The sequence below is a fragment of the Rhizomonospora bruguierae genome, assembly GCF_018397995.1.
GTDB classification, from domain to species: Bacteria; Actinomycetota; Actinomycetes; order Mycobacteriales; family Micromonosporaceae; genus Rhizomonospora; species Rhizomonospora bruguierae.
In genome coordinates this window covers 38,157-64,727 of the sequence record NZ_BBQH01000030.1, presented here as the reverse complement: position 1 = coordinate 64,727, position 26,571 = coordinate 38,157, and the positions used below count along the sequence as shown (strand labels likewise).

The following is a 26,571-nucleotide window of genomic DNA, read 5'->3' as shown; positions in this document are numbered from 1 at the left end:
GGTCTGGTTGTTCGCCCGGATACGGACTGGTTTTCGCGGTAAGGGACCGGTATGCGGGCTGTGAACCGGTGGGTCGTGGACTGTGCGATCGCCGCCGCCGCGGTCTGGACCGTCGCGTACCACCTCGGCCTGGCCTTCGGTGCGCCGGTGCGGCCGCTGCTCGCCGCCTGGCTCGTGGTCACGGTCCCGTGCGCCGTGGCCCTCGCTTCCGCCCGCCGTCGCGCCGGGCGCGGTGCCGGGAGCACCGCCGACCAATCGGAAGCCGGGCGGTCGGGTGAGGTGGAGCGGGAGCGGGTCACTTCGCCGTCCCGGGTCCGGGCCGCGGTGATCGTCACGGCGGGTGTGCTCGCGGCGGTGGCGGGCGCGGCCGGGCTGTGGCCGATGCTGGTCGCGTTCGGAGCCCTGGCCGTGGTGGCCGCCGTCCCGTGGCTGCGGACCGCCGGTCGGGGCCGGCCCGCCGAGCCGCCGCTGGAGGGCAGGGTCCCGCAGTGGCAGGAGGGGGTTGCGCTGCTCGTCGCCGTCGGGCTCGGGGTGCTGTCGGTGTTCATCGTGCGCCCCGACGCCGACGACGTGTTCTACGTGAACCGGTCGGTCTGGGTGGCCGAGCACGGCCGGCTGCCGGTCGGTGACGTCCTGTTCGGCGACGGGGGCCGGATCCTGCCGGGTATGGCCCCGGTCTCCAGCATCGAGGCGTTCGCCGGTTCCGTGGCCCGGGTGGTGCACCTGCCGGCCGCCTCCGTGGTCTGGTACCTGCTGCCGCCGGCGGTCACGGTCCTGGCCGTGCTCGCGCTGTGGCAACTCGTGAAGGCGTGGGCCCCCCGCCGGCCGCTGGCCGGTCTGCTGCTGGCGCTGGTCTTTCTGCTCTGGTCCGGCGCCTCGGCCGCCTCGTTCGGCTCGTTCCACCTGGTGCGCGCCTGGCAGGGCAAGGCCATCCTGGTGTCGCTGGCGCTGCCGGCGCTCTGGCTGTACCTGACCGAGTGGGCCCGGGACCGGTCCCGGCTCGCCCTGCTGCTCGCGGTCACCGCCGGGGTGGCCGGCCTCGGGTTCAGTTCCTCCGCCGCGTTCGTGGTGCCGCTGACCGCCGTCGCCGCCGGGCTCGGCCTCGTGCTCCTCGGCCGGCTCCGGGACACGCCCCCGCTCGCCCTGGTCACCGCGTACCCGCTGGTCGGCGGCCTGCTCGTGGGCCTGACGCTGGGCGCGCCCGCGGGGGAGTCCGGCACCCTGCAGGCCGCGCCGCTGGCCTGGCGGTGGGTGGTGGGTGTCGGCGCGGCGGGCGTGGTCGGCGCGGCCGCCGTCTGGTGCGGACCGCTGCTGGTCCGGGGTGTGGTACCGGCCGCCTTCGCCTGGGGCGCCGCGGCCGTGGCGGTGATCCTGCTGCTGCCCGGCGCGATGAACCTCGCGGCGCTGCTCACCGGCTCGGCGCCGGTGCTGTGGCGCATGCTGTGGGTCCTTCCGGCCCCGGCCCTGGTCGGGCTGGTGGCCTCGGTGCGGGTACCGTCACTGGGCCGCCTGGCGCGCTGGCCCCGCCCGGCGGTGCGGGGACGGGTGGCCGTCCTCGCGCCGGGTGCGAGCCTGGCGTTGCTGCTCGTGCTCACGGCGGTACCGGTGTGGGCCGGCGTGAACCGGGCGTCGCTGGTGTCGCGACCGCAGTGGAAGAGCGACCCGGCCAGCGGGCGGGTCGCCGCCGCCGTGCTGCGGGCCTACCCGTCGGCGCACCTGGTGCTCGCCCCGCCGGGCGTGATGCGGGCGATGACCGCGCGCACGGCCGAGGTCAAGGTGGTCGACCCGCGCGGGTTGTACCTGGCGACCCTGCGCGACGGGACGGCCGGCGAGCGGCAACTGCTGTCCGCCCTCGCCGCCCGGCGCTCGGTACCCCCGCCCGACCGTCTCCGGGCCGCGCTCGCCGCCGTACCGGTGGACGTGGCGTGCCTCCAGCGCGGCAACGTCAACGGCCTCGCGGCCCTGCGCGCGGCGGGGCTGGCCGGCGAGCGCACCGTGCGGTCGCTGGTGTGCCTCACTCCCCGGCACGGCGCGCCGGCCGCGGGCGGCCCCGATCGTACGGACCTCCGTCCGCAGCTGCGCCACTCGGGCGGCCCGGTGCACCGGGGGCGACGGTAACGCTCATCCCGTCACCGCCGAGTGCGGCGCCACGTAACCGCTTCCACCCAACACCGGCACGGCCGGAGGCGCGGTCGTACGACTGCGCCTCCGGCCCACAGCCAACACGGCGGTTGAGGGTGCGGGATCAGCGGACGTGGTGGTCGCCGGGGAGGCGGTAGGCGCGCCGGCCGGCGGCCTCGACCAGGCCGTCCTCGAGTAGCCCGGCGAGCGCCCGGTCGCGCTGCGGCCCGTCGGACCAGACCAGGTCGAGGCGTTCGCGCGGCACCGGGCCCCCGCTCTCCCGCAGCGCGGCCATCAGCAGCCCGCGGACCTGGCGGTCGGTGCCCGCGTACCGCTGGGGACGGCGGGTCGGCTCGGTGGCGGGTGGGCTGCCGATCGCGCGCCACGTGCACTCCGCGGCGACCGGGCAGGACGCGCAGCGGGGGGTGCGGGCGGTGCAGATCAGCGCACCCAGTTCCATGAACGCGGCGCTCGCCCGTGCCGCCGCCGCGGGTTCCTTCGGCAGGAGGGCGGCGACGGCCGTCAGGTCGGCGGCGGTGGTGGCCGGTCCGGCGTCGGGGGCGCCGGCGATGGCCCGGGCGACCACCCGCCGGACGTTCGTGTCGACCACGGGCTGGCGCTGGCCGAACGCGAACGCCCCGACCGCGCGGGCCGTGTAGGCGCCGATGCCGGGCAGGGCCAGCAACTCCGCCAGGTCGGCGGGTACCGCGCCGCCGTGCCGGTCGACCAGTGCGACGGCGCACTGGTGCAGGCGCAGCGCGCGGCGGGGGTACCCGAGCCGGCCCCACAGCCGGATCGCCTCGGCGGGCGGGTCGGCGGCCAGCGCGGCGGGCACCGGCCAGCGGGCCACCCACTCGTGCCAGACCGGCAGGACACGCGCCACCGGTGTCTGCTGGAGCATGACCTCGGAGACGAGAATGGGCCAGGCGCCCGTGCCCGGCTCGCGCCAGGGCAGGGGGCGGGCGGCGGCGTCGAACCAGCGGACGAGGGTGTCCGCGAACCGGGGGTCGGACATGGTATGCCGATCATGCCAGGAGACCTGACAGGAAGCACACAACCTCGGGTCGATATTCTCGCCTCACCCCGAGGCCAGTGTGCCCGACCGACGAATGGAGTCTGCGATGACGGACCGAGCATTGGCCCCGGCCCAGCCGGTCGCCGTGCCGGCGCCGCCCACGCCGCCGACCCCACCGGACGGTCCGCCCCGGGCGGACGAGCGCCGTGCCGGTACCGAGCGCGCCGCCGGGCGACGGCGGCTGGTCGACCGGATTCCGCCGCACCGGCGGCTGCCGTTCGCGGTCTACGCCGTCACCCAGGTCGTGCTGCTGGTCTGGTGGCTCGCCTTCTTCCCGGGCCTGACGAGCTACGACTCGGTGGCCTACGTGTGGCAGGCGACGACCGACAACTGGATGACCAACCACTCGGTCATCTACACCGGGCTGGTGTGGCTGTCGATCCAGGCGGTCGGCGGGCTGTGGCTGCTCACCCTGGCGCAGACCGTCGCCGCGGCCGTCGCCCTGGCGTACGCCGTCGTCGGGCTGCGGGCCCTCGGGGTACCCGGGAAGTGGCTGGGGGTCGCGGCGGTGATCGTCCCGGTCGTGCCGTCGCTCGGCACCTTCCTGATCTTCGTCTGGAAGGATGTCCCGTTCGTCATCCTCCAGGTGTTCCTGCTCGGCACGCTGGCCCGAATGGTGGTCCGCAAGCGGCAACCGGTGACCGGGCGGTGGTACCGGGACGGGGCGATGCGTGCCCTGCTCGGCTGGCTGTTCGTCGAGTTCCTGCTGATGGCCCTGTTCCGGCAGAACGGCATCCTGATGGTCGTGGTCGGCGCCGTCGCGGCGGCGGTGGTGCTGGCCGGCATCCGGCTGTGGCTGATCGGCATCGGCCTGGTGGCGGCGGCGCTGAGCCTGGTGTGCAACGTCGTGGTGTTCCCGGCGATGGGCGCGGAACCGGCAAAGTCCGACCTGCTCCTCGGCCCGGCGTACGCGGACATCGCGGTGGTCTACCGCGACCGGCCGGAGGAGTTCACGGGCCGCGACCTCGAGGTGATGGCCCGGGTCGCCCCGCTGAGCTTCTGGTCGGATTCGGCGAACTGCTACACCTCGGACACCACCACGAGCGGCGAGTTCGACCGGGACGCCGCCCAGGCCAACGACGCCGACCTGTTCGCGCTGTGGACGCGGCTGCTCAAGCGGGTGCCGGGCGAGGTGTTCGACGCCCGGTTCTGCCGGGGTGCCATCGCCTGGAAGATCGGTGCCGGCCCGCCCGAGGGAGGCACCATCCTCACCCCGCTGACCGGCAGCCGTGTGCTGCACGGCTTCGGCGAGCGGATGGCGGACAACCCGTACCGGTCGGTGATCTACCTGGACCCGCCGGTGCCGGCGCTGCACGGGGTGGCGCAGTGGATCCGCGAGGCCACCGACCTGCGCACCTTCATGTGGCTGCTGTGGCGCGGCGCCACCTGGTGCTACATCGGGTACGCGGCGGTCGGGCTGCTCGCCTGGCGGCGCCGGGAGTCCGCGCTGCTGGCGCTCGCGGCGGTGGCCGTGTCCAACCAGTTGCCGGTGCTGGCGAACAACCCCGCCCAGCTCGTCCGGTACATGATGGGCCCGATGTTCGTGGGCATCCTTCTGGTCCCGCTGCTGTTTCTGCGGGACCGACGATCCGACCGGAGTGTCGAGCCATGACCGAACTGGCCATCACCGTGATCGGCCACGACCGACCGGGCATCGTGGCCGATGTCGCGGAGGCGCTGGCCGGGGTCGGCGCCAATCTCAGCGACTCCACCATGACCCGGCTGCGCAGCCATTTCGCGATGACGCTGATCTGCACCGGGGCGGACGCCGGGCCGGTGGAGGACGCGCTCGCCTCGCTGACCGCGGACGGCCGCCTGCTCGCCACCGTGCGAAGGGTGCGGCCGGACGGGGAGCAGGACGCCACCGGCGTGCCGCACGTCCTGACCGTGCACGGCGCGGACCGGCTCGGCATCGTGGCCGCCGTGACCCGGGTCCTGGCGGAGGCGGGCGGGAACGTGACCGACCTGACCACCCGCCTGACCGGGCCGCTGTACCTGGTCGTCGCCGAGGTGGACCTGGCACGGGACGCGACCGGCGTGGTCGAGGCCCGGCTCGCGGAGGTCGCCCATGAGTTGAGCGTGGAGGTCAAGCTGCGCCCGGTGGAGACCGATCTGCTGTGACCGAGCCGGAACCGGACACCCTGGCGGGGTGGGATGCGGCGCTGCTCGGCGAGCCGGGCGAGGTGCTCAAGGTGGTACGCGCGCCGGACCCGGTGCTCGCCGCGGCCGGCCCCGAGGTGGACCCGACCGACCCCGAGGTGCTGCGACTCGCCGCCGGCCTGCTCGCCACCATGCGTGTCTCGCCGGGGTGCGTCGGGCTGGCCGCGCCTCAGGTGGGCGTCGCCGCGCAGGTCTTCGCGGTGGACGTGACCGGGCACCCGAAGGCGGTTACCCGGCACGGCGCGTTCGTGCTGTGCAACGCGCGGGTGGTGGAGGCGAGCCGGTTGCGGCTGGGTCGGGAGGGCTGCATGTCGGTGCCCGACCTCACCGGTGATGTCAAGCGCGCCACGAAGGTGGTGGTCGAGGCGGTCCTGCCCGGCAGTGGCGCACCGGTGCGGCTGAGTACGGATGCGTTCGAAGCGCGCGCGATTCAACACGAAATCGACCACTGTGCCGGCCGGCTCTTTCTCGATCGGGTGACCGGCGCGCACGCCGTCTACCCGCGCAAGGTCTACCTGTAAGGCTCCCGGTATGGGAGCTGGTAAGCGGTCATACCACCGGCGAGTCGCCGTGGGGTTCTGGTCCGGCGCGGTTAACGTGAGGCAATCATGCGACTGACGGTTGGTTCCCTACCTCCCGCCGTCTACTGGCGACGCCGGGCCATCGTGCTCACCATCGTGCTGTCCGTTATCTTCGTCTTTGTCTACGCGTGCAGCGACGGGCCGAACGACAACAAGGCGGCGCAGAACGACACCCTGCCCAGCCAGTCACCGACCCCCACGATGTCCGTCAGCGCCTCGGCGGGCACCGGCGCCCCGACGACGGCGGGTGCCACCCCCAGCGCCCACCCGAGCAGCTCGCCGCCCGGCACCGCCCAGGCGCCGCCGGCCGCCACCAGCCAGATGTGTAGCGACCAGGAGATGCTGGTCACCCCGGTCCCGTCGCCGGCCGACGCGCCGCGGGGCGGCAGCGTCCAGCTCACCATCAAGATCAAGAACGTGAGCAAGCGGACCTGCAAGCGCGACGTGGGCGCCGACTTCCAGGAGATCCGCATCGTGAAGGGCGGCGGCTCGGCCAAGGTCTGGTCCTCGGACGACTGTGACGCGACCCGCGGCAGCGAGGTTCTGCCGTTCACGCCGAACTTCGAGCGGGCCTACACGGTCACCTGGAACACGCACACGAGCACCACCTGCGACGGCAAGCGGGCCACCGGCAAACTCGCCGACGCCGGCGACTATCAGGTCTTCGCCCGCCTCGGTTCCAAGCTCAGCGCGCCGGTCACGTTGACCCTGAACTGACGGCCCGAACCCGCCCGGGGCTTGCCCGCCCCAACCCCCGCCGGGGCTTGCCCGCTAGACGTAGCGCTCGAGGATGGAAGCCTCGGCGAGGCGCGACAGGCCCTCCCGCACACCCCGGGCCCGGGCGTCGCCGACCCCGTCCACCGCCTGCAGGTCCTCCACGGTCGCGCCGAGCAGCCGCTGGAGGCTGCCGAAGTGGTCCACCAGCCGGTCCACCACCGCGCCCGGCAGCCGGGGCACCTTCGCCAGCAGCCGGAACCCCCGCGGGCTGACCGCCGCGTCCAGCGCGTCCGACGCGCTCGGATACCCCAGCGCCTTCGCCACCGCCACCAGGTCGATCAGTTCGGCCGCGCTGAGCAGGTCCAGTTCGACCAGTGCCTCGTCCAGCGTGCGGGCCTTCCGGCCGGTGGGCAGGTAGTCCCGGATCACCAGGGTGCGATCGGCGTCCACGCCGGCCATCAACTCGTCCAGTTGCAGCGCCAGCAGCCGGCCGTCGGTACCCAGTTCGACCACGTAGCCGGCGATCTCGTCCGCGATCCGGCGGACCATCTCCAGCCGCTGCACCACCGCCACCGCGTCGCGCACGGTGACCAGATCCTCGATCTCCAGCGCGGAGAGCGTCCCGGAGACCTCGTCCAGCCGCAGCTTGTACCGCTCCAGCGTGGCCAGCGCCTGGTTCGCCCGGGACAGGATCGCCGCGGAGTCGTCCAGCACGTGCCGCTGGTGGTTCAGGTACAGCCCGATGATCCGCATGGACTGGCTGACCGAGATCACGGGGAACCCGGTCTGCTTCGCCACCCGCTCGGCGGTCCGGTGCCGGGTGCCCGACTCCTCGGACGGGATGGACGGGTCCGGCATCAGGTGGACGCCGGCCCGGACGATCCGGGTCCCGTCGCTGGACAGCACCACCGCGCCGTCCATCTTGCACAGTTCGCGGAGGCGGGTGGCGGAGAACTCCACGTCCAGGGGGAAGCCGCCGGTGCACAGCGACTCCACCACCTTGTCGTACCCCAGCACGATCAGCGCGCCGGTGCGGCCACGCAGGATCCGCTCCAGCCCGTCGCGCAGGGCGGTGCCCGGCGCCATGAGCGCCAGGTTCGCGCGCAACGGGTCGCCGCTGGAGGTGTTCACCACCGCGTTCACCGCGGGCGCCGCCACCGGCCGGGGAACTCCGCCGACCACGCCAGGACGGCCGGCCAGGCTGGCGCTGGCGGCTCGGTTGGAATCCCGGTCGATCGGCACCCGCACAGTCTACGGATTGTCATCCATCAGGTGCGGTCACGGTACGGCTGCATCACATTGCCGGTGCCGGGACGCGGCCCCGGGGCCCTCAGCGCGCGCTGCGGCTCGCCCATCCTCGACTCCCCCCGTCACTCCGACGCCGACTCGGCGGACGCGCGGGCGGCCCAGTGCAGGGCGGCGCGCACGTCCGCGACCTCCAGTACCCGCATCCCCGCCGGCGCCGGACCCGTCGCGGCCGGGCCGCAGCCCGGCGGTACCAGGGCGAACCGGAAGCCCAGCCGGGCCGCCTCGGCCAGCCGCCGCGGCACCGCACCCACCCGCCGGACCTCGCCGGTCAGCCCCACCTCGCCGATGGCGACCAGTTCCGGGGCCATCGCCAGGTTCAGCCCGCCGGACGCGACGGCGAGCGCCACGGCCAGGTCGGCGGCCGGCTCCACGACCCGGATGCCGCCCACGGTCGCGGCGAACACCTCCCGATCGTGCAGGGTCAGGCGCTCGGTGCGGCGCTGCAGGACCGCCAGCACCATCGCCAGCCGGGCGCCGTCCAGCCCGGAGACCGTGCGGCGGGGCGAGCCGGCGACCGTCGCGCCGATCAGCGCCTGCACCTCGGTGACCAGTGCCCGGCGCCCCTCCATCGCCACCGTCACGCAGGTGCCCGGCACCGGCTCCGCGTACCGGGTGAGGAACAGGCCGGACGGGTCGGGCAGGCTGGTGATGCCGCCCTCGTGCATCTCGAAGCAGCCCACCTCGTCCGCGGCACCGAACCGGTTCTTCATGCCGCGCACCATGCGCAGCGACGAGTGCTTGTCGCCCTCGAAGTGCAGCACCACGTCGACCAGGTGCTCCAGGACCCGCGGGCCGGCCACGTTGCCGTCCTTGGTCACGTGGCCGACCAGCACGGTCGCGATGCCCCGCTCCTTGGCCACGGCCACCAGTGCGGCCGTCACCGCGCGGACCTGGGTGACACCGCCGGCCACCCCCTCGGCCGCCGGGGACGTGACGGTCTGCACCGAGTCCAGGATGAGCAGGCCGGGCTGGACGGTGTCGAGGTGGCCGAGGACCGCGCCGAGGTCGGTTTCGGCGGCGAGGTACAGCCGCTCGTGCAGGGCGCCGATCCGCTCGGCCCGCAGCCGGACCTGGCTGGCCGACTCCTCGCCGCTGACCACCAGCGCCGGCGAGCCCGAGCCGGCCGCCCACTGCTGCGCCACATCCAGCAGGAGGGTGGACTTGCCGACGCCCGGCTCACCGGCCAGCAGCGCCACCGCGCCGGGGACCAGGCCACCGCCAAGCACCCGGTCCAACTCGCCGACGCCGGTGGGGCGGCGCTGGGCGGGCGCGGCGCTGATCGTGGCGATCGGGCGGGCCGGCTCCGCCGGCGACCGGGCGGCGACCGCCTTGCCGGCGACCGTGGCCGGGCTCACCGTGCACTCGACGACCGAGCCCCACTCGCCGCACTCCGGGCAGCGCCCGACCCACTTCGGCGGCTGGTGGCCGCAGGCATCGCACTCGAAGGCGGGGCGCGCCTGCCCGTTGGCGCCGCGCACCCCCGCCCCGGATCGGGACCGCGAATTCGTCACGGCCCGAAGCTACCGGCCGGGTGCGACGATTCCCGCGTTGCTCACTCGCTGACGCCGCCCTGCTCGTGCGGCCCCGGCGCCACCGGGGTGGCGCGTGGCGCCGGCGACAGCGGCAGCCCGACGGGGGCGATCAGATCCTGGCCGACCTGGGCGAGGCCCGCACCGGCCACCTCGAAGCGCAGCCGCACGCCGCCGCCCGGCGCGAGCTTGCCGCTCAGCCCCTGGACCTGGAGCAGTTGCGCGCTCTGGGCGTCGAAGACCACCACGGAGCGCGGGGGGACCTGCACCTCCGCCGGCTGGTCCGCCGGGGCGGTGGGCGTCGGGCCGGCCGAGGCGCTCGCGGTCGGTTCGGTCGCCGCGGCCGAGGCGCCCGCGTCGGCGGTGGCGTTCGTGGAGCCGGCGGCCGGGGTGGCCAGTTGGCCGGTGGCGGGCGAGGGCGAGATGGTGCCGCCGAGCGTCTGCTGCGGCTCGACCTGCCCGCTGTGGCCGCCGGCCAGTCGGACGTCGGCCGCGCCGACCAGTTGCGGGTCCGCGCTCGGGCCGCCGTTCGCGGTGGACAGGCTGACCCGCACGGTCAGCGGCACCGCGGACTCGTTCACCAGGTGCACCTCGACCGGCGCGGAACCGCCGGACGGGTAGCCCTCGGTTCCGTTGTAGGCGACCTGGAGGTTCCGGACGTAGAACAGCCCGCCGACCGCGCCCTGCGTGGTGCGCAGCGGGATCTCGATCTGGTTGCCCGTGACCGACGGCCGCTTCCGCGCGGTCTCCGCGTACTGCCCCGCGCTGCAGGCGGTCAGCCCGAGCCCGGCCGCCGCGACACCCGCCAGCAGGGCAACCCGCCAGCCCACCGTGATCGAGCGCGTCACCGTCGGTCCTCCTCGAACAACCGGTGCGGGCGCACGCCCGCACGTAGACCGCGGATCAGCCTAGTTGCCCATGGTCACCGCGATGTGCGGTACCCCCTAACGCGCGCTCCCGTTGGCCAGCAGCAGCACCACGTCGATCACGGCGAGGATCAGCACCGCGCGGAAGATCGCCACCGGCCGGCCGCCCCGGGCGACCGCCGAGCGCGCCAGGTACCACCCGGTGATCAGGACCGCGACGGCGAGCGCGGCGCCGGCGATCCCCAGGGGGGACGGCGCGCCGGGCGGCCCGAAGACCAGCACCGCGGTGGCCCCGAGCAGGCCCGCCGCGCCGGCGATCAGCGACCCGGTCCGGCCCAGCCGGTGCGGCAGGCCCCGCACCCCGGTCCGCTCGTCGTCGTCCAGATCGGGCAGGACGTTCGCGAAGTGGGCGCCCGCGCCGAGCAGGGCACCGGCCGCCACCATCCAGGCCGGTGGCAGCGGCGCGCCGGGCAGCGCCTGCACCACGTACGCGGGCAGCAGTCCGAACGAGACCAGGTACGGCAGGACCGAGGCGGCGGTGGCTTTGAGCGGCCAGTTGTACAGCAGGGCGGAGGTGAGGCTGATGTCCAGCGTGAGCCCCGACCGCCAGCCGTTAAGCGGTCCGATCAGGACGGTGGCGACGATCGCCAGCAGGGTGGCGACGCCGACGGCGCGCCGGCTGACCTGCCCGGTGGCGATCGGTTTGTCGGTGCGCCCGACCGCCGCGTCCCGGGGTGCGTCCAGCCAGTCGTTGGCCCAGCCGATGGCCAGGTGGGCGGCGAGCATCGCGGCGCCCAGCGGCACCAGGTGCGCCGGGGCGATCCCGACGGCAGCGCCGAGTAGCACGGTCACGGCCGGGACCGCGACCGCCGGTTCGGGGTGAGTCGCCCGGATCAGCCCCAGCAAGGTTCGCCGCATAACTCTGGAAGTCTGGTCGATCCGGGGCGGTCGTGCCAGGCTCGGCACATGCGGACGCTTCCGCGCAACGACCCGAGGCAGTACGACGACCTGGTGGCGCACTGGTCCGCGCCGGCCGGCCCGTTCGCGCCGCTGTACTGGCTGGCCGAGGCGCGGGCCCGGCTGGTGCCGCCGGCGCCCCGCCCCGGCGCCCTGCTCGTGGACGTGGGTTGCGGCGGCGGCCTGCTGGCGCCCTACCTGGCCGGCAAGGGTTACCGGCACCTCGGGGTGGACCTGATGGAGTCCTGCGCGCGGGCGTCCCGGGAGCGCGGCGTCCACCCGTTACGGGGGGACGCCGCCGCGCTGCCGCTGGCCGCCGGCGCGGCGGACGTGGTGGTGGCCGGCGAGATCCTGGAGCACGTGCCGGACCTGGGGCGCGCGGTCGCGGAACTGTGCCGGGTGCTGCGGCCGGGCGGGCGCCTGGTGCTGGACACCCTCAACGCGACCCGGCTGTCCCGGTTGCTGATCGTGACGCTCGGGGAGCGGGTGCCGGGCGTGCCCCGCGGCCTCCATGACCCCGGGCTGTTCGTGCCGGTCCGCCGGCTTGTGGATGAGTGCGCCGCGCACGGGGTAAAGCTCCGGGTGCGCGGTATCCGTCCGACAGCGGGTGGTCTGCTGCGCTGGCTCCGGCACCGCTACCGGGTGGCGACCGGTCCGGGGGACGCACCGCCGCCCGCCCGCATCGTCCCCACCTGGTCGACGGCCGTGTGCTACCAGGGCTGGGGGTCCAAGGATGGGACCAGGGGCCACGGGGCCGGGGAGGGGGAGGCAGATGGCGGGACGTGACCCCGGCGGTGCGACGGAGGGCGAGGAGCACGAGGCGGTCGCCCGGCGGCTGGCGCCCCGGTTCGCCGCGCGGGCCGCCGACCACGACCGGGACGGCTCGTTCCCGGTGGACGACTTCGCGGACCTGCGCGCGGCCCGCCTCTTTGGACTGATGGTTCCCGCCCGGCTCGGCGGGGCGGGCGCGAGCTTCGCCCGGTACGCCCGGGTCGCCTACGAACTGGCCCGGGGCAACGGCGCGACCGCCCTGGTGTTCAACATGCACGCCTCGGTGACCGGTGCGTTCAACGCGGTGGACGAGGAGGTCGCCGAGACGCTCGGCGTGCCGGACGAGGCGCTGGAGGCCCGGGACGGTTTCCTGGCCGGCGCGGCCCGGGGGGAGTTCTACGGGGTGGCGATGAGCGAGCGGGGCGCGGGCTCGCGGCTGTCGCAGTTGAGCACCGCCTACACGCCGGTGCCGGGCGGGTACCACATCAAGGGTGCGAAGACGTTCTGCTCCGGGGCCGGGCACGCGGACGCCTACCTGGTCGCCGCCCGCAGCGTCGAGGACCAGTCGGTGGTCTCGCAGTTCCTGGTGCCGGGGGACGCGTCCGGCCTGACCGTCGAGCCCGCCTGGGACTCGCTCGGCATGCGCGCCACGTCCTCGCACGACCTGCACCTGGACGTGACCGTGCCGGCCAGCGCACTCCTCGGGGGCGTGGAGGGTCTGGCGCTGGCCGTGGCGGCGTTGATGCCGCACTGGATGGTCGCCAGCTACGCGGCCGTGTACGTGGGCGTCGCCCAGGCCGCGGTGGACGCCGCGGTCGAGCACGCCAGGGCCCGCAGGCTGGACGCGTTGCCCGCGGTCCGGTCCCGCATCGGCCGGGCGGACGCCGCCGTGTGCGCCGCCCGGATGGCGGTCTTCGAGGCGGCCCGCCGGGTCGACGAGGCGCCCGGCGACCCGGAGACCAACCGCTGGGTGTGGCGGGCCAAGCTGCTGGCCGGGACCACCGCCGCGGACGTGGCCGCGTCGATGCTGGAGGCCGCGGGCACCTCCGCCTCCCGCCGGGGCCACCCCCTCGAACGCCTGTACCGGGACGCCCGCTGCGGGTCGCTCCAGCCCGCCACCTCGGACGTGTGCGCGGACTACCTCGGGGTCGCGGCGCTCGGCGGCGACCCGAACCGCGACGGATCGGCGCCGCGATGGTGACGATCGCCGGCGCCGGCCTGGCGCTGCCACCCACCGCCAGCCAGGACGATCTGTGGGCCGGATACTTCGACCGGCACTACACGGGCGCCGCGAACGGGCTCGCCAAGCGCATCTTCGCCAACTCCGGGGTGACCACCCGGCACGCGGCGGTCAGCCCGCTGCTGGAGGACGTCTCGGCGTGGTCGACCGAGCGCCGGATGCGCCGGTACCTGACCGAGGCGCTGCCGCTGGGCAAGGAGGCGGTCAGCCGCGCCCTCGCCGACGCCGGGTTGGCCCCGGCCGAGGTCGGACTGCTGGTCGTCTGCTCGTGCACCGGTTACGTGACGCCGGGGCTGGACATCCTGCTCGCCCGGGATCTCGCCCTGCCGGCCGACATGCAGCGGCTGTTCGTCGGCCACATGGGCTGCTACGCGGCCCTGCCCGGGCTCGGGGTGGCCAGCGACTTCGTCAACGCCCGGGGCCGGCCGGCCGTGCTGCTCTGCGCCGAACTGACCGGGCTGCACCTCCAGCCGTCCACGGTGGACACCCAGCAGATCGTCGCGCACGCGCTGTTCTCGGACGCCGTCGCCGCCGTCGTCCTCACCCCCGACGGCCGGCCGGGGTACGCGGTCCACGAGATCACCTCGGTCACGGACACCGCCACGGCGGAGCACATGACCTGGGACGTCACCGACATGGGCTTCCGGATGGGGCTGTCCCCGAAGGTCCCGCAGGTTCTCTCCCAGCACGTCGCGAAGCTGGTCGCCGGCCTGCTGGACCGGCATGACCTGGCCCTGCCGGAGGTGGACGGCTGGGCGGTGCACCCGGGCGGTCCGCGCATCCTCACCGTGGTCGAGAAGGAGCTGGGCCTGCCGCCGGAGGCGCTGGCCGAGTCCCGGGCGACGCTCGCGGCGCACGGCAACTGCTCGTCCCCCACGGTCCTGCTCATCCTGGACGAGCTGCGCCGCCGGCCGGTGCCGCCGCGCACCGTCGTCATGCTCGCCTTCGGCCCCGGCCTGACGCTGTACGCCGCCCTGCTCGGCTGGACGGCCGGCGGTGGCGCGTGACGGGCCGCCGGCCTACCCGGTGGTGCTCGGCGGCCCCGCCGGCCACGCGCACACAGGACTGGTGGCACCGGCGGAGGGCCGGTCAGCGCCCGGCGAGCCTTGACAGGTCGGAGCGGTAGTCCTCGACCGAACTGGCCGCGACGACCGTGCGGACGAGGGTGCCCTCGCGGTCGGCGAGCAGCACCACCGCCCCGGGGCCGGGGCCGGGCAGGTCGAGTTGGGTGCGCAGCGCGTCCGACTGGTCGACGAGCGTGCGGACGGGCGCCGGCGGCTCGGCCGTGGGCCCCACCCCGGGACTCGATGGGCCCGCCCCGGGCGCGGACGCACCAGGTGCGGCGGGAACGCCGCCACCCCCGCCCGTACCGCTGACGAACGGCGGTGGGGCCGTGGCCAGGGCGGGTGGCGTGCGCTCGATGGCGATGACCGAGACGCCCGGCGGCGCCGCGTCCGCGGTCGTGCGGACCAGGGTGGCGCAGTCGCACCCCTCGGTCAGTAGCAGGACCGCGGGGAGCAGTTCGCGCAGCGAGATCGGGTCGCCGCGGTCATCCGTGAGGGTGAGCCGGGGCACGGCCAGTCGGGCGCCGCTCTGGTGCGGGAGCGTGGTGGGTACCCCGCTTCGCCGGCCCGGGCCGCTCCAGGTGACCAGGAAGAGGCTGGCCAGGGTCGCGACGACGGCGAGCACCATGATGATCAACGGAAGCCGCACCGACGGGGCGGCCGGCGGCACGCCCGGGCGCGGCGGGGGTGGCAGGCCGGCCAGGCGGCGCAGGTGCGCAACCCGCGCGGCGCGGCGCAGTTCGCGGCGGACCGCGGCGGACTCGTCGGCGAGCGCGGCGAGATCGTCGGGGATGATGATCTGTCCCCACTCGGGCGGCAGGCCGGGTAGGCCCTCGGACTGACCACCGCCATCCGGCGGCCAGTTGTCGCCGTTGCCTCCGCCCAGACTGCCCATGGACGGCTCCTCGAAGTGGTGTTCCCCGGGCCCTACTACTCTCGCTCAGACCGCGCCCGGACGCCAGTCGGCGGCGGCCTGGCTGAGCCGCGAACTGCGGGTATAGACATGTGTCGGGCAATTCCGGTATTTCGGGTTTCGTGGCTGAACCGACCGCGCGCCATCACTCACCGTGGTGGCGACACGCCTCAGTGCGTCTGTCAAGCCCGAGCAGCACGACTCACACCCCCTCTGAGCTGCGATAACGGTCTGGACCCGGATGGAACATCGGGGCGCGGCCGTGTTACCCTAGACACAGCGAAAGGGGTTTCGAACCTATGGTTTTCAGTGTCGGCGAGACCGTTGTTTACCCCCACCACGGGGCCGCACTCATCGAGGCAATCGAGACTCGGGTCGTCAAGGGCGAGGAGAAGCAGTACCTCGTCCTGAGGGTCGCTCAGGGTGACCTGACGGTGCGGGTGCCCGCTGAGAACGCCGAGATCGTGGGCGTACGGGAAGTGGTCGGCGAGGAGGGCCTGGGTAAGGTCTTCGATGTCCTGCGCGCTCCGCACACCGAGGAGCCGACGAACTGGTCGCGGCGTTACAAGGCCAACCTGGAGAAGCTGGCCTCCGGTAACCCGCTGAAGGTGGCCGAGGTCGTGCGGGACCTCTGGCGTCGTGAGCGGGAGCGGGGGCTCTCCGCTGGCGAGAAGCGGATGCTCGCCAAGGCGCGGGACATCCTGGTCGGCGAGGTTGCCCTCGCCGAGAAGAGCACCAAGGACGAGGCGGAGACGCTGCTCGACAAGGTGCTGACCGAGGCCTGAACGGTGGGCTCGGCCCACCCCTGAACACCACCACGAGGACGGCGACGTGACCGCGGTACCGGAACCGCGCGGTGACGTCGCCGTCCTCGTTCCCGCGGCCGGCCTGGGACTGCGCCTCGGCCCGGGCGCGCCCAAGGCGCTGCGCCCCCTGGCCGGCGAGCCGCTCCTGGTCCACGCGGTGCGCCGGCTGGCCGCCGCGCCGTCCGTCGGCACGATCGTGGTCGCCGCCCCGCCGGAGGGCGAGAGCGACGTGCGACGGATGCTCGCCCCCGTGGCCCCGGTGACCGTGGTGCCCGGCGGTGCGACCCGGCAGGAGTCGGTCGCCGCCGCGCTGGCGGCCGTACCCGCGCCCCTGGAGATCGTCCTGGTGCACGACGCGGCCCGCGCGCTCACCCCGCCGGCGCTGATCGAGGCCGTCGCCGCCGCCGTGCGCGCCGGCCACGACGCCGTCATCCCGGTCCTCCCGGTCGTCGACACGATCAAGGAGGTGGACGCGCGGGAGCGGGTCGTCGGCACCGTCGACCGGTCCGGGCTGCGCGCCGTGCAGACCCCGCAGGGCTTCCGCCGGTCGCTGCTCGCCGCCGCGCACGGCGCCGCCGTCGACGCGCTCACCGACGACGCCGGCCTGGTCGAGGAGCTGGGCGTACCGGTGGCGTGCGTACCCGGCTCCGAATGGGCGCTCAAAATCACCCGTCCCGTGGACCTGGCGTTCGCCGAGGCGCTCCTGCGCATGCAGCCCGCCGCCGGCCCGCATCCCCGCCCCGCCTGACGGCCGCCGTAGGCTGCGGCGGTGATCGTTCCCCGGGTCGGCATCGGTACCGACGTGCACGCCTTCGACCGCGAGCGGCCCTGCTGGGTCGCCGGCCTGCGCTGGCCGGACGCGCCGGGGCTGGCCGGGCACTCCGACGGCGACGTCGCCGCGCACGCCGCCTGCGACGCCCTGCTCTCCGCCGCCGGCCTCGGCGACCTGGGCGGCAACTACGGGGTCGCCGCACCCGAGTGGGCGGGCGCGGGCGGCGTCGCGCTGCTGGCCGAGACGGCGCGCCGGGTCCGGGCCGCGGGGTTCCGGGTCGGCAACGTGTCGGTCCAGGTGATCGGCGTCGCTCCGAAGATCGGTCCGCGCCGGGCGGAGGCCGAGGCGGCGCTGTCGGCCGCGGCCGGCGCCCCGGTGGCGGTCGCCGGCACGACGACGGACGGCCTGGGTCTGACCGGCCGTGGGGAGGGGCTGGGCGCCATCGCCGTGGCGCTCGTGTACGCCGTGAACGGCTGACCCGCAGCCTCGTCCAGCCGGTACGGCTGATCGAGCGGCGCGGGGACGTCATGCATGACGAAGACCAGGAGGCCGAGCGCGACAACGATGATGGCGTCGAGGGCGAGGATGACGAACCGACCCGCCACGCGTTTGATCACAGTGGACCGTCGTAGCAGCCGGGGCCGCCCCGCGCCGTGACCGGCGGTGCCCGGGCGGGCGCTGCTGATCCTCATGACACGCGAGGAGGTCGCCCGGTTCGAAGCAGCTGTCGGCCTCGACCTCCCCGTCGGGAGGCTCGCCGCCGGCGGGGCGCGGGTTTCTCGCGGGCCTCGCCGTATGCTCGTGGCGTGCCCGATGGAGCGGTACCGGAACAGGTGACCCCCGACGGCTTCGTAGCCCGCGCGGAGCTGCTCGCGGACCTGGGCCGGTACGGCGAGGCGGCCGGCGAGCTGCGCAGCGCGGTGACGCTGGACCCGGGCCACGTGCCGGCGCTGACGCTGCTCGCCCGGGTCCTGCTGGCCGAGGACCGGGCCGCGGAGGCGCTCGACGCCGCCGACGGGGCGCTCGCCGTGGCACCGGACGACCTCGGCGCGCTGGCCGCCCGTGGCACCGCCCTCGCCGAACTGGACCGCCGCCCGGAGGCCGCCGCGACCGCCGAGCGGATCCTGCTGCTGGGCTCCGCGGACGCGCACGCGCAGAGCAGCGCCGCGGCGATCCTGGCGGGCGTGCGCAACGGGCAGACGGCGCTGAACGCGGCCTGGCGCGGCGTGGAACTGTCCCCGGAGGAGCCGGGTGGGCACCTGGTCCTGGGCCTGGTGGCCGCCCGGATGGAGCTGTTCGACCTGGCCGAGCGGGCGTACCGGGAGGCGCTGCGGCTGGACCCGGAGCTGGCCACGGCCCGGCGCGACCTGGGCCTGCTGCACCTGGAGCGCCGCCGGTACCACGAGGCGCTGGAGCGGCTGACCGGCGCGGCCGAGACGCGACCCGCCGAGCCGGGCGGGCCGGCGGCGGTGGGCGCCGTCCTGCGCCGGATGCTCCAACTGGGCGCCGGCTACGTGATCGTCGCGGCGGTCCTCTGCGCCTGCGCGGGCGGGGACCAGCCCGTCACGGGTGTTCTGGGTTGGCGGACGATCGCCGTGCTCGCCGCGGCGACCGGCTTCGCCGCGCTGTCGCTCCGGTGGTTGCAGATACCGGCGGAGCCCCGCGCGCGGGTACCCGCCCTGCTGCGCGCCGACCGGTCGCTGGCCCTGGCCGCCGGCCTGGTCCCGCTGGGCCTGCTCTGCCTGCTGGCGTTCGCCGTCGTGGGCGGCCCCACGCCGCTGGTCCTCGCGCTGGTGGCGGGCTTCCTGGCGGGGGCCGCCGCGCTCGCCGGCCGCCGGTGGGGGGCTCGGTAGCCGCTGTTCGGGCGTCCGGGTGGCCGCACTGGGGGGTAACGGGGCGGTGGGACTACTGCGCGGGCTGGTGGCCGCTACTGTGCGGGTCGGTGCGCCCAGGTCCAGGCGTATGCGGCGTCCTCGCAGGCCAGGGCCGGCTCGCACAGGTCCAGCGGGCGGAAGGTGTCGACCATGACGGCCAGTTCGTCGAAGAACTCGGCGCCGATCGCCCGCTCCGGCGCGCCCGGCTGCGGCCCGTGGGTGAATCCGGACGGGTGCAGCGAGATCGAGCCCTGGCCGATGCCGGAGCCGCGCCGGGCCTCGTAGTTGCCGCCGGTGTAGAACAGCACCTCGTCCGAGTCCACGTTGTGGTGGTTGTACGGCACCGGGATCGCCAGCGGGTGGTAGTCGACCTTGCGCGGGACGAACGAGCAGATCACGAAGTTGGGGCCCTGGAACGTCTGGTGGACCGGCGGCGGCTGGTGCACCCGCCCGGTGATCGGCTCGAAGTCGTGGATGGAGAACGCCCACGGGTAGAGGTGGCCGTCCCAGCCGACCACGTCGAACGGGTGGTGGGCGTACGTGTGCAGGCTCCACCCGCGCCGGTGCCACACGTACACGGGGACGTCCGTGCCGTCCGCGAGCAGCGGCGCGGCCGGCCCGCGCAGGTCCCGCTCGCAGTACGGGGAGTGCTCCAGGAACTGGCCGCGCGCCGACAGGTACCGCTTCGGGGGTCCGATGTGGCCGGTCGCCGCCACGCTGAGCATGCGCACCGGCTCGGCCGGGGAGCCGCTCGGGACGTACCGGTGGATGACCGAGGTCGGGATGATCGCGTAGTCGCCGGCGGACAGCTCCAGCGCGCCGAACGTGGACTCGAGCCGGACCGAGCCGGACTCGACGTACACGCACTCGTCGCCGATCGCGTTGCGGTACAGCGGGGAGGGGCGGTCCGCGGCCACGTACGAGATGTGCACGTCGTCGTTGGCCAGCAGCGGCTGCCGGCCGAGGATCGGGTCGGTGCCGCCCGCGTCCAGTTTGTGGGTGGCGAAGTGCCGGGGCTTGAGCGGCCGGTTGGCCACCCGGGCGTACGCGGGCGGGTCGTACTCCTCCGCGGCCACGATCGCGGTCGGCAGGTGCCGGTGGTAGAGCAGGGAGGAGTCGGAGGAGAAGCCCTCCTGGCCCATCAACTCCTCGGCGTACAGGCTGCCGTCGGGCTGGCGGAACTGGGTGTGGCGCTTCGGTGGCACCTCGCCGACGCGGCGGTAGTACGGCATGTCGACCCTCCCGGCGCGTAGCGGTGTCCGGCCTCAAGCGTTCGATAATCGGACGCTGTTGTCCGCTACACGTAGCGTCCGTTAGGTTCGGTAGCCGTGTCAACTTCCGTGCCGGAGCTGCTGACCGGCCTCGTCGACGACGCCGCCGTGTTCCCGCCCGCCGGCACGCCGCTACCCCGGGCGGTCGCCGCGCACCGCGAGCACCGGGCCGCCTGGTACGCGCCGATGGTCGGTCCGCTGCTGGTTCCCGCGTCCGGGCTGGGCGACCTGCCGGCGCTGCTGGGGCCGCAGGAGCGGCTCGAGGTGGGCCTGGTCGGGGACACCGGCCTGGCCGGGCTGCCCGCCGCCGTCGCCGCCGTGCGGGCCGAGCCCCGGCTGGTCCCGCGCCAGGTGGAGGTCGCGGTCGCCAAGCGCGGCGAGGACCCGCAACCCGGCCTGCGCACGCTCGCCGACCAGCTCTCCGGCTGGCCCGACCTGATCGGGTACGCGGAGATTCCGCTCGCCCGGGGTCTGATCGCCGCGCTGGACACGGTGGCCGAGGCGCGGGCCGCCGGCGCCTGGATCGCGCCCAAGTTCCGCACCGGCGGGCTGGCCGCCGAGCTGTTCCCCACGCCGATGGAGCTGGCCGCGGTGATCTGCGCCTGCCGGGACCGGTCGCTGCCGTTCAAGTTGACCGCCGGGCTGCACCGCGCGATCCGCCGAACGGACCCGGAGACCGGCTTCGTGCACCACGGCTTCCTCAACGTGCTCGCCGCCGCGCTGCGGGCCGCCGCCGGCGCCGAGGTGATCGAGGTGGCCGAACTGCTCGCCGCCGGATCCGCCGGCGCCGTGGCCGGCGGGGTCGCCACCGGCCTGCACCGTCCGCTGCTGGTGTCCTTCGGCTCGTGCAGCGTGGCCGAACCGGTCCAGGATCTCGTCGAGTTGGGGATGATGGCCGCATGACCTGGGTACCGGGTGCTGCCGGCGGCGGCTTCGGCGCGCGGCACCTGCCGTACGGCGCGTTCACCCGCGGCGACGCGGCGCCCCGCCTCGGCGCGCGGATCGGCGACTTCGTGCTGGACCTGGCCGCCGCCGAGCGCGCCGAACTGGTCCTGGCGGGCGGGTCGCTGTGCGCGCCCACGCTGAACGCGTTCCTGGCCCTGGGGCGCCCACAGTGGACCGCCGTGCGGGCGCGACTGGTCGACCTGCTCACCGACGAGCGGCACCGGCCGGCGGTGGAGCCGCTGCTGTCCCCGGTGTCCGATGTGGAGCCGGTGCTGGCCTGGTCGCCGGGCGACTACGTCGACTTCTACTCCTCCGAGTACCACGCCACGAACGTCGGCCGCATCCTCCGCCCGGGCCAGGAGCCGCTGCTGCCCAACTGGAAGCACCTGCCCATCGGGTACCACGGCCGGGCCGGCACCCTGATCGTCTCCGGTACCCCCGTGGTGCGGCCGTGCGGGCAGCGCAGGTCCACGGGCGCCGGGGAGCCGGTCTTCGGTCCCTCCGCCCGGCTGGACATCGAGGCCGAGGTGGGCTTCGTGGTGGGCGTGCCGAGCGCCCTGGGGGAGCGGGTGCCCACCGGCGCCTTCGCGAACCACGTGTTCGGCGTGGTGCTGGTCAACGACTGGTCCGCCCGGGACATCCAGGCGTGGGAGTACCAGCCGCTCGGCCCGTTCCTGGCCAAGTCGTTCGCCACGTCCGTGGCCGCCTGGATCACCCCGCTGGAGGCCCTGGGGGCCGCCTGGGTACCCGCGCCCCGGCAGGAGCCACCCGTCCAGGAGTACCTGCGGGAGGAGGACCGCCGGGGGCTGGACCTGGCGCTGACCGTGGAGTGGAACGGCACCCTCGTCTCCCGGCCCCCGTTCGCCGGCATGTACTGGACCCCGGCGCAGCAACTCGCGCACCTCACCGTCAACGGCGCCGCCCTGCGGACCGGCGACCTGTACGCGTCCGGCACCGTCTCCGGACCGGAGCGGGCGCAGACCGGCAGCTTCCTGGAACTGACCCGGAGTGGCGCCGAACCGGTGACCCTGGCCGGCGGCGAATCCCGCATGTTCCTGGCGGACGGCGACACGGTCACGATCGGCGCGACGGCACCCGGCCCGGACGGCACCCGGATCACCCTCGCCCCGGTGACCGGATCCATCCTGGCACCGCGCTGAGAAACCCGCTCGTGGCCGGCGTCGCCCCAAGTACCGTGGAGCCGGGAGGCGGGGATGTCGACGGTCGTGGTGACGCGGGCGGTGGCGGCACCGGTGGAGCGGGTGTGGGGGGTCTTCACGGACCTGCCGGCCCGCGCCGCCTGGCTGTCCACCGTGGAATCGGTCGAGGTGCTGCCGGGGCCGGCGTTCGGCGCCGGCACGGCTTGGCGCGAGACCCGGGAGATGGCGGACGGCCTGCGGGTCACCGAGGAGTTCCGGGTGCTGGAGTGCCGGCCGCGGGAGTGCTGCGTGGTCGCCTCACCGGGCGACGGCGCCGAGTACCGGATGACTTACACGTTCACCGAGCGGCGCGGGCAGACCACCGTCACCGCCGTGCAGGAGGCCGGCCCGGTCGGCACGTCCGGCCGGCTGCTCGCGGCGGTGCTCGGCGGTCTGGCGGTGCGGGTTTCCGAGGGTGCGCTCCGCGCGGACCTGGACGATCTCGCCGCCGCCGCGGAGCGCATGCACCCCGTCCCCTAGGGTGGCGCCCGTGATGCGGGGTCGCCGGTGGATCGGTTGGGTGGCGGGTGCCGTCGCGCTCGTGGCGGCGGTGGTCGTCGGGTACCGCGTGCTGGCCCCCGCGGAGGTCAGCACCCCCGCGAAGGCCGCCCCTCCCGGGCCGCACGGGAAAAAGCTCGGGGTGATCGGCACGTTCACCGCGTCGCCGCTGGTGGTGGACGGGCGGGTGCGGGTCTACGCGAGCCAGCGCCAGGTCCGCGCCGACGGGCCGGTGGACGAGCGCACCCAGATGACCCCCATCTGGTCGTACCGGCGCTGGCCGGCGCAGCTCGTCGGGGTCACCGCGACCGGGAGCACGGTGGTGAGCCAGTGGTCGGACGGGTACCTGGTGGGCCTGTCCGCCGACCGGGGCGCGGTGCGCTGGCGGGCGCCCGGCCCGGCGCTGCCCGAAACCGCGTACGGGGGCCGGCGCACCGGCGCCCAGACCGTGTACTCGCCGCCGCACCTGTACACCGCCGGCTCGGCGATCGTGGCGGCCGGCATGGGCGAGGCGCGCGGGTACGACGCGGCCACCGGGCGTGAGCTGTGGCGCGCCGCCGTGCCGGCCTGCGCGGACGGGGTGGACTTCACGTCCACGACACGCTTCGCCCGCGTCTGCGGGGGCACCCTCGCCGCGGTCGACGCCACCACCGGCGCCCACCTGCCGGACTGGAGCGTGGCAGGAGCGGTCACCCCGCTGGGCTGCCGCCTGGGCCACTCCGACTGCGCCGGGCTGCGTGCCGGCCCCCACGGCTACCTCTGGCCACCCCAGACCGAGGCCCCGTGGTCGGCGCCGGCCCTCGACCCGGAGGGCACCCGGCTGGTGCCGGCCGGCAGGACCACCGGGGACAGCGGCGAGGGCAGCGTGGTACCCGTCGCCATGAGCAGCGACCTGATCGCCCGGGACGCCGCCACCGGCCGCGAACTGTGGCGCTCCACCGAGCGGCGGGCCCGGGTGATCGCCGTCGAGCCCGGCCTGGTGCACCTGCTCACCTCGTCCCGGCGCCTGATCACGCTGGAGGCGGCGAGCGGAAAGCTGCGGACGCGGTTCTACGGCACCGTGTACGGCCAGGGGCTGCGCTGGGCCGCCGGCGCGGTCGCCGCCATGGACGGCTACCTCTCCATCGAGCGGCTGCACTGGGGTGCCCGCCCCGACGACCCGAACAGTGCCTACTACTTCGACGCGCGGCCGGTGGTGCTGGCGCGCACGATCTGACCGGCGGCTACTTGAGCGCCGCCTCGGCCGCGCCCAGGAACGCGTCGTCCTCCGCCGGGGTGCCGACCGTGACCCGGACCCCGTCACCGGCGAACGGACGGACGATCACGCCGCGCGCCTCGCAGCCCCGGCCGAACTCGGCCGAGCGCTCGCCCAGCGGCAGCCAGACGAAGTTCGCCTGGGTGTCCGGCACGTCCGGGACCAGCGCCCGGACCGCCCGCAGCAGCCGCTCCCGCTCCTCGACGACCAGCGCGCAGCGGCGTCTGACCTCGTCCTCCTGGGCCAGCGCGGCCACTGCGGCCGCCTGCGCCACCGCCGAGGTGGAGAACGGGGTGACCACCTTGCGCACCGCCGCCGCCACCTCCGGCTGGGCGACCAGGTAGCCCATCCGCAGGCCGGCCAGGCCCCACGCCTTGGACATCGTGCGCAGCACCACCACGTTCGGCCGGTTCCCGTACGTCGCCAGGCCGTCCGGCACCTCCGGGTCGGTGACGAACTCCCGGTACGCCTCGTCGATCACCACCAGCACCGATTCCGGCACGGCGGCGAGGAACCGGTCCAGGTCGACCCGGTGGATCGGGGTGCCGGTCGGGTTGTTCGGGTTGCACACGAAGATCAGCCGGGTGCGGTCGGTGACCGCCGCCGCCATCGCCGCCAGGTCGTGCGCGTGCCCGGCCGTGTTCGGCACCCGGACGCTGGTCGCGCCGGACACCGCCACGATGATCGGGTACGCCTCGAACGAGCGCCACGAGTACAGCACCTCGTCGCCGGGGAGCGCGGCGGCCCGGACCAGCGCCTCGGCCAGTGCCACCGAGCCGCAGCCGGTCACCACCCGCTCGGCCGGCACGCCGTACAGTTCGGCCAGGGCGTTTCGCAGCGCCAGCACGCCCATGTCCGGGTACCGGTTGGACTCGCGGACCGCCTCCGCCGCGGCCTCGGCGACCCCGGGCAGCGGGCCGTACGGCACCTCGTTGCTCGCCAGCTTGATCGCCTCGGGCAGGCCGAGTTCGCGGGCCAGGTCGGCGGGGCTGCGCCCGGGCACGTAGCTCGGCAGCGCGTCCAGGTCAGCTCGGGTCAACCGGGTCATGGGGCTCCTCCGGGAGTTTCGGGGCGTACACGACGACCGTGCGCGCGGACTTGTCGTGGATCGCCTGGTGCAGAGGTTGATCGATGGCGGCGGACAGGCAGTCGAAGAACTGCCAGACGAACCCGACGCAGCACCACCACAGGAGCGTGGGCAGGCCGAGCGGCGACCATCGCCGCACCGCCCGGGCGAAGCCCAGCGGGGCCGTGCCCTCCATGCCCACCACCCGGATGCCGACCAGACGTTTGCCGATGGTCTGGCCGGTGTTGGCCATCGACGGGACCTCGTACGCGAACCACAGCGCGGTGGCGACCAGGAAGATGACCACCTCCAGCAGGCGGCCCCGGGACGAGATCTGGTTGTTCGCGCCGAACCAGTCGCCGGTCTCCGCCATCCGCTGGCTGACCGGCAGCGCCTCGCGCAGGTAGGCGAGCACGAACCAGCCGTTCACGACCACGTTCAGCACCAGCACGATGCCGATGTCGATGAGCCGGGCGACCAGGCGTACGCCCAGCGGCGCCAGCGGCAGGCCGTGCGGGCGCGGCGCCGGCATCGGGTACGCGTACCCCGGCGGCCCGTACCCCGGCGTGCCGTAGCCGGACGGCGGAGGGTAGGGCTGGGACAGGCCCGGTACCGGTGGTGGTGGCGGCATCGGCGGCGGCTGGTCCGGTGCGCCGGCTGGGCTGCCGCCGGCTGGGCTGCCGGGAAGAGCGCCGCCGGGGAAGAAGCCGCCGGGGAAGGGGCCGTCGGGCGCGGCGCCGCCGGGGAGGGGGGTCGGGGGCGGCGAGGCGGGCACCTCCGGGGGCCCCTCCGGGGTGGGTGCGTCCGCGGGCAGCGGCTCGCCCAGCCAGCCCTCGCCGTCCCAGTAGCGCTGGGTGGTCGGGTCCGCCGGGTCCTTGTACCAGCCCGGGGCGACCCCGCTCACCCCGCCGTCCGAGTTCATGCTCACGCCGGAACCTTAATCACCACGGTCTTCGGCCACTTGTCGTGGAGGCACTGCTGGTACGGCTTGTCCCACAACTGCCAGAGCCCGTCCAGGTAGCTGACTCCCGGCAGCAGCCCGCAGCCCTGGGTGACCAGCCACCGCCTGGCCGCCACACCCCGGGTCAGCCGGGTGGTGGGCTCCAGCGGCACGATGCGCAGCTTCATCACCTTCTTGCCGAACGTCTGCCCGTCGTGCCGGATGAGCCACTCGACGTGGTACAGGTACGAGAAGGCGAGCACCACCAGGATCAGGGCGCCCTCGATCAGCAGGAACCACAGGATGAACGCCCACTCGTCCGGGGAACCGTGCGAGGCGGAGTCCACGACGAGCATGACGAGCACGATGACCGCGGGTATCACCAGGACCAGCGATACGCCAACGGCGACGGCGGCGTCGACCAGGTACGCGAGCAGCCGGTCGGAGAAGCTGGCCAGCGGTTGCCCGCCGGGGCTGAGCGGCGTGGGCTGGTACCCCGGCGGCAGCCCGTACCCGGGGTGGCGCGGGGGTGGTGGGGGGTGGCCCGGGTAGGGCTGCGCGGGCGGCGCGTAGCCCTGCTCCGGTACCCGTGGAGGGGTCTGTTCCGTCACGCGGACAGTGTGGCAGGGCCGCCCGCCGGCCG

The 26,571-nt window shown here is 74.9% G+C and carries 26 protein-coding genes; 16 read left to right on the top strand and 10 right to left on the bottom strand.

The features are described from left to right. The first annotated feature begins 51 nt into the window (after nucleotides 1-51). Complete coding sequence (locus KJS59_RS17090) at nucleotides 52-2,118, top strand: DUF6077 domain-containing protein (RefSeq protein WP_213453898.1); 2,067 nt, start codon at nucleotides 52-54, stop codon at nucleotides 2,116-2,118. Nucleotides 2,119-2,245: 127 nt separating this feature from the next. Here KJS59_RS17090 and KJS59_RS17085 read toward each other — a convergent pair whose 3' ends face one another. Next, complete coding sequence (locus KJS59_RS17085; protein WP_213453897.1) at nucleotides 2,246-3,136, bottom strand: HhH-GPD family protein; 891 nt, start codon at nucleotides 3,134-3,136, stop codon at nucleotides 2,246-2,248. A gap of 106 nt (nucleotides 3,137-3,242) precedes the next feature. Between KJS59_RS17085 and KJS59_RS17080 the strand changes: the two genes are divergently transcribed. From KJS59_RS17080 to KJS59_RS17065, 4 genes are all read left to right on the top strand, one after another. Next, the gene (locus tag KJS59_RS17080) at nucleotides 3,243-4,808 is read left to right on the top strand and encodes a hypothetical protein (protein ID WP_213453896.1); all 1,566 of its coding nucleotides are present in this window, start codon (nucleotides 3,243-3,245) and stop codon (nucleotides 4,806-4,808) included. Next, nucleotides 4,805-5,317: a glycine cleavage system protein R gene (locus KJS59_RS17075; RefSeq protein WP_213453895.1), complete on the top strand. Its 513-nt coding sequence runs from the start codon at nucleotides 4,805-4,807 to the stop codon at nucleotides 5,315-5,317. The genes KJS59_RS17080 and KJS59_RS17075 overlap by 4 nt, the downstream gene beginning before the upstream one ends. After that, nucleotides 5,314-5,877, top strand: coding sequence for a peptide deformylase (locus KJS59_RS17070; RefSeq protein ID WP_213453894.1), 564 nt, complete (start codon nucleotides 5,314-5,316; stop codon nucleotides 5,875-5,877). Before KJS59_RS17075 ends, KJS59_RS17070 begins: the two co-directional genes overlap by 4 nt. Before the next feature lie 87 nt (nucleotides 5,878-5,964). Beyond that, nucleotides 5,965-6,654, top strand: coding sequence for a hypothetical protein (locus KJS59_RS17065; protein ID WP_213453893.1), 690 nt, complete (start codon nucleotides 5,965-5,967; stop codon nucleotides 6,652-6,654). A gap of 54 nt (nucleotides 6,655-6,708) precedes the next feature. On the opposite strand, the gene disA is transcribed toward KJS59_RS17065, so the two are convergent. From disA to KJS59_RS17045, 4 genes are all read right to left on the bottom strand, one after another. Beyond that, entirely contained in the window at nucleotides 6,709-7,896 is a 1,188-nt protein-coding gene (gene disA, locus KJS59_RS17060; protein WP_213453892.1) for a DNA integrity scanning diadenylate cyclase DisA, read from the bottom strand. Nucleotides 7,897-8,024: 128 nt separating this feature from the next. Further along, a complete protein-coding gene (radA, locus tag KJS59_RS17055; protein ID WP_213453891.1) occupies nucleotides 8,025-9,473 on the bottom strand; it encodes a DNA repair protein RadA in 1,449 nt (482 codons plus the stop codon). A 41-nt stretch (nucleotides 9,474-9,514) separates the two neighbouring features. Continuing rightward, the gene (locus tag KJS59_RS17050) at nucleotides 9,515-10,339 is read right to left on the bottom strand and encodes a hypothetical protein (protein ID WP_213453890.1); all 825 of its coding nucleotides are present in this window, start codon (nucleotides 10,337-10,339) and stop codon (nucleotides 9,515-9,517) included. Between the two features lie 96 nt (nucleotides 10,340-10,435). After that, nucleotides 10,436-11,275 (bottom strand): UbiA family prenyltransferase, encoded by an 840-nt coding sequence (locus tag KJS59_RS17045; RefSeq protein WP_213453889.1) that lies wholly within the window; start codon nucleotides 11,273-11,275, stop codon nucleotides 10,436-10,438. 48 nt (nucleotides 11,276-11,323) lie between these two features. Here KJS59_RS17045 and KJS59_RS17040 point away from each other — a divergent pair, with 48 nt between their 5' ends. The 3 genes from KJS59_RS17040 to KJS59_RS17030 are packed head-to-tail and all read left to right on the top strand — an operon-like array spanning nucleotide 11,324 to nucleotide 14,332. After that, nucleotides 11,324-12,100: a methyltransferase domain-containing protein gene (locus tag KJS59_RS17040; protein ID WP_213453888.1), complete on the top strand. Its 777-nt coding sequence runs from the start codon at nucleotides 11,324-11,326 to the stop codon at nucleotides 12,098-12,100. Further along, a complete protein-coding gene (locus KJS59_RS17035) occupies nucleotides 12,087-13,286 on the top strand; it encodes an acyl-CoA dehydrogenase family protein (RefSeq protein WP_213453887.1) in 1,200 nt (399 codons plus the stop codon). The genes KJS59_RS17040 and KJS59_RS17035 overlap by 14 nt, the downstream gene beginning before the upstream one ends. After that, nucleotides 13,280-14,332, top strand: a complete 1,053-nt coding sequence (locus KJS59_RS17030) for a type III polyketide synthase (RefSeq protein WP_376771194.1) — start codon at nucleotides 13,280-13,282, stop codon at nucleotides 14,330-14,332. The genes KJS59_RS17035 and KJS59_RS17030 overlap by 7 nt, the downstream gene beginning before the upstream one ends. Before the next feature lie 82 nt (nucleotides 14,333-14,414). Here the strand turns inward: KJS59_RS17030 and KJS59_RS17025 are convergent, their stop codons facing one another. After that, nucleotides 14,415-15,284, bottom strand: a complete 870-nt coding sequence (locus KJS59_RS17025; protein ID WP_213453886.1) for a hypothetical protein — start codon at nucleotides 15,282-15,284, stop codon at nucleotides 14,415-14,417. 317 nt (nucleotides 15,285-15,601) lie between these two features. Between KJS59_RS17025 and KJS59_RS17020 the strand changes: the two genes are divergently transcribed. The 4 genes from KJS59_RS17020 to KJS59_RS17005 all read left to right on the top strand — a co-directional run bounded on the left by KJS59_RS17020 (nucleotide 15,602) and on the right by KJS59_RS17005 (nucleotide 18,733). After that, nucleotides 15,602-16,087, top strand: a complete 486-nt coding sequence (locus KJS59_RS17020; RefSeq protein ID WP_184535443.1) for a CarD family transcriptional regulator — start codon at nucleotides 15,602-15,604, stop codon at nucleotides 16,085-16,087. Nucleotides 16,088-16,133: 46 nt separating this feature from the next. Beyond that, complete coding sequence (ispD, locus tag KJS59_RS17015; protein ID WP_213453885.1) at nucleotides 16,134-16,856, top strand: 2-C-methyl-D-erythritol 4-phosphate cytidylyltransferase; 723 nt, start codon at nucleotides 16,134-16,136, stop codon at nucleotides 16,854-16,856. Between the two features lie 21 nt (nucleotides 16,857-16,877). Further along, complete coding sequence (gene ispF, locus KJS59_RS17010) at nucleotides 16,878-17,357, top strand: 2-C-methyl-D-erythritol 2,4-cyclodiphosphate synthase (protein WP_213453884.1); 480 nt, start codon at nucleotides 16,878-16,880, stop codon at nucleotides 17,355-17,357. A gap of 329 nt (nucleotides 17,358-17,686) precedes the next feature. Then, on the top strand, nucleotides 17,687-18,733 hold the full coding sequence (locus KJS59_RS17005; RefSeq protein ID WP_213453883.1) for a tetratricopeptide repeat protein: 1,047 nt from the start codon (nucleotides 17,687-17,689) through the stop codon (nucleotides 18,731-18,733). 74 nt (nucleotides 18,734-18,807) lie between these two features. Here the strand turns inward: KJS59_RS17005 and KJS59_RS17000 are convergent, their stop codons facing one another. After that, nucleotides 18,808-19,986, bottom strand: a complete 1,179-nt coding sequence (locus KJS59_RS17000) for a homogentisate 1,2-dioxygenase (protein ID WP_213453882.1) — start codon at nucleotides 19,984-19,986, stop codon at nucleotides 18,808-18,810. Nucleotides 19,987-20,082: 96 nt separating this feature from the next. Between KJS59_RS17000 and KJS59_RS16995 the strand changes: the two genes are divergently transcribed. The 4 genes from KJS59_RS16995 to KJS59_RS16980 are packed head-to-tail and all read left to right on the top strand — an operon-like array spanning nucleotide 20,083 to nucleotide 23,883. Beyond that, nucleotides 20,083-20,928, top strand: coding sequence for a hypothetical protein (locus KJS59_RS16995; protein ID WP_213453881.1), 846 nt, complete (start codon nucleotides 20,083-20,085; stop codon nucleotides 20,926-20,928). After that, nucleotides 20,925-22,130, top strand: a complete 1,206-nt coding sequence (fahA, locus tag KJS59_RS16990; protein WP_213453880.1) for a fumarylacetoacetase — start codon at nucleotides 20,925-20,927, stop codon at nucleotides 22,128-22,130. The genes KJS59_RS16995 and fahA overlap by 4 nt, the downstream gene beginning before the upstream one ends. Before the next feature lie 54 nt (nucleotides 22,131-22,184). Then, a complete protein-coding gene (locus tag KJS59_RS16985) occupies nucleotides 22,185-22,649 on the top strand; it encodes an SRPBCC family protein (protein WP_213453879.1) in 465 nt (154 codons plus the stop codon). A 13-nt stretch (nucleotides 22,650-22,662) separates the two neighbouring features. Further along, nucleotides 22,663-23,883, top strand: coding sequence for an outer membrane protein assembly factor BamB family protein (locus tag KJS59_RS16980; RefSeq protein ID WP_249714332.1), 1,221 nt, complete (start codon nucleotides 22,663-22,665; stop codon nucleotides 23,881-23,883). Nucleotides 23,884-23,890: 7 nt separating this feature from the next. Here the strand turns inward: KJS59_RS16980 and hisC are convergent, their stop codons facing one another. The 3 genes from hisC to KJS59_RS16965 are packed head-to-tail and all read right to left on the bottom strand — an operon-like array spanning nucleotide 23,891 to nucleotide 26,539. Next, nucleotides 23,891-24,970, bottom strand: coding sequence for a histidinol-phosphate transaminase (gene hisC / locus KJS59_RS16975; RefSeq protein ID WP_213453877.1), 1,080 nt, complete (start codon nucleotides 24,968-24,970; stop codon nucleotides 23,891-23,893). Then, nucleotides 24,948-25,910: an RDD family protein gene (locus KJS59_RS16970; protein ID WP_213453934.1), complete on the bottom strand. Its 963-nt coding sequence runs from the start codon at nucleotides 25,908-25,910 to the stop codon at nucleotides 24,948-24,950. Before KJS59_RS16970 ends, hisC begins: the two co-directional genes overlap by 23 nt. Before the next feature lie 2 nt (nucleotides 25,911-25,912). Next, a complete protein-coding gene (locus KJS59_RS16965) occupies nucleotides 25,913-26,539 on the bottom strand; it encodes an RDD family protein (protein WP_213453876.1) in 627 nt (208 codons plus the stop codon). Nucleotides 26,540-26,571: the final 32 nt, after the last annotated feature.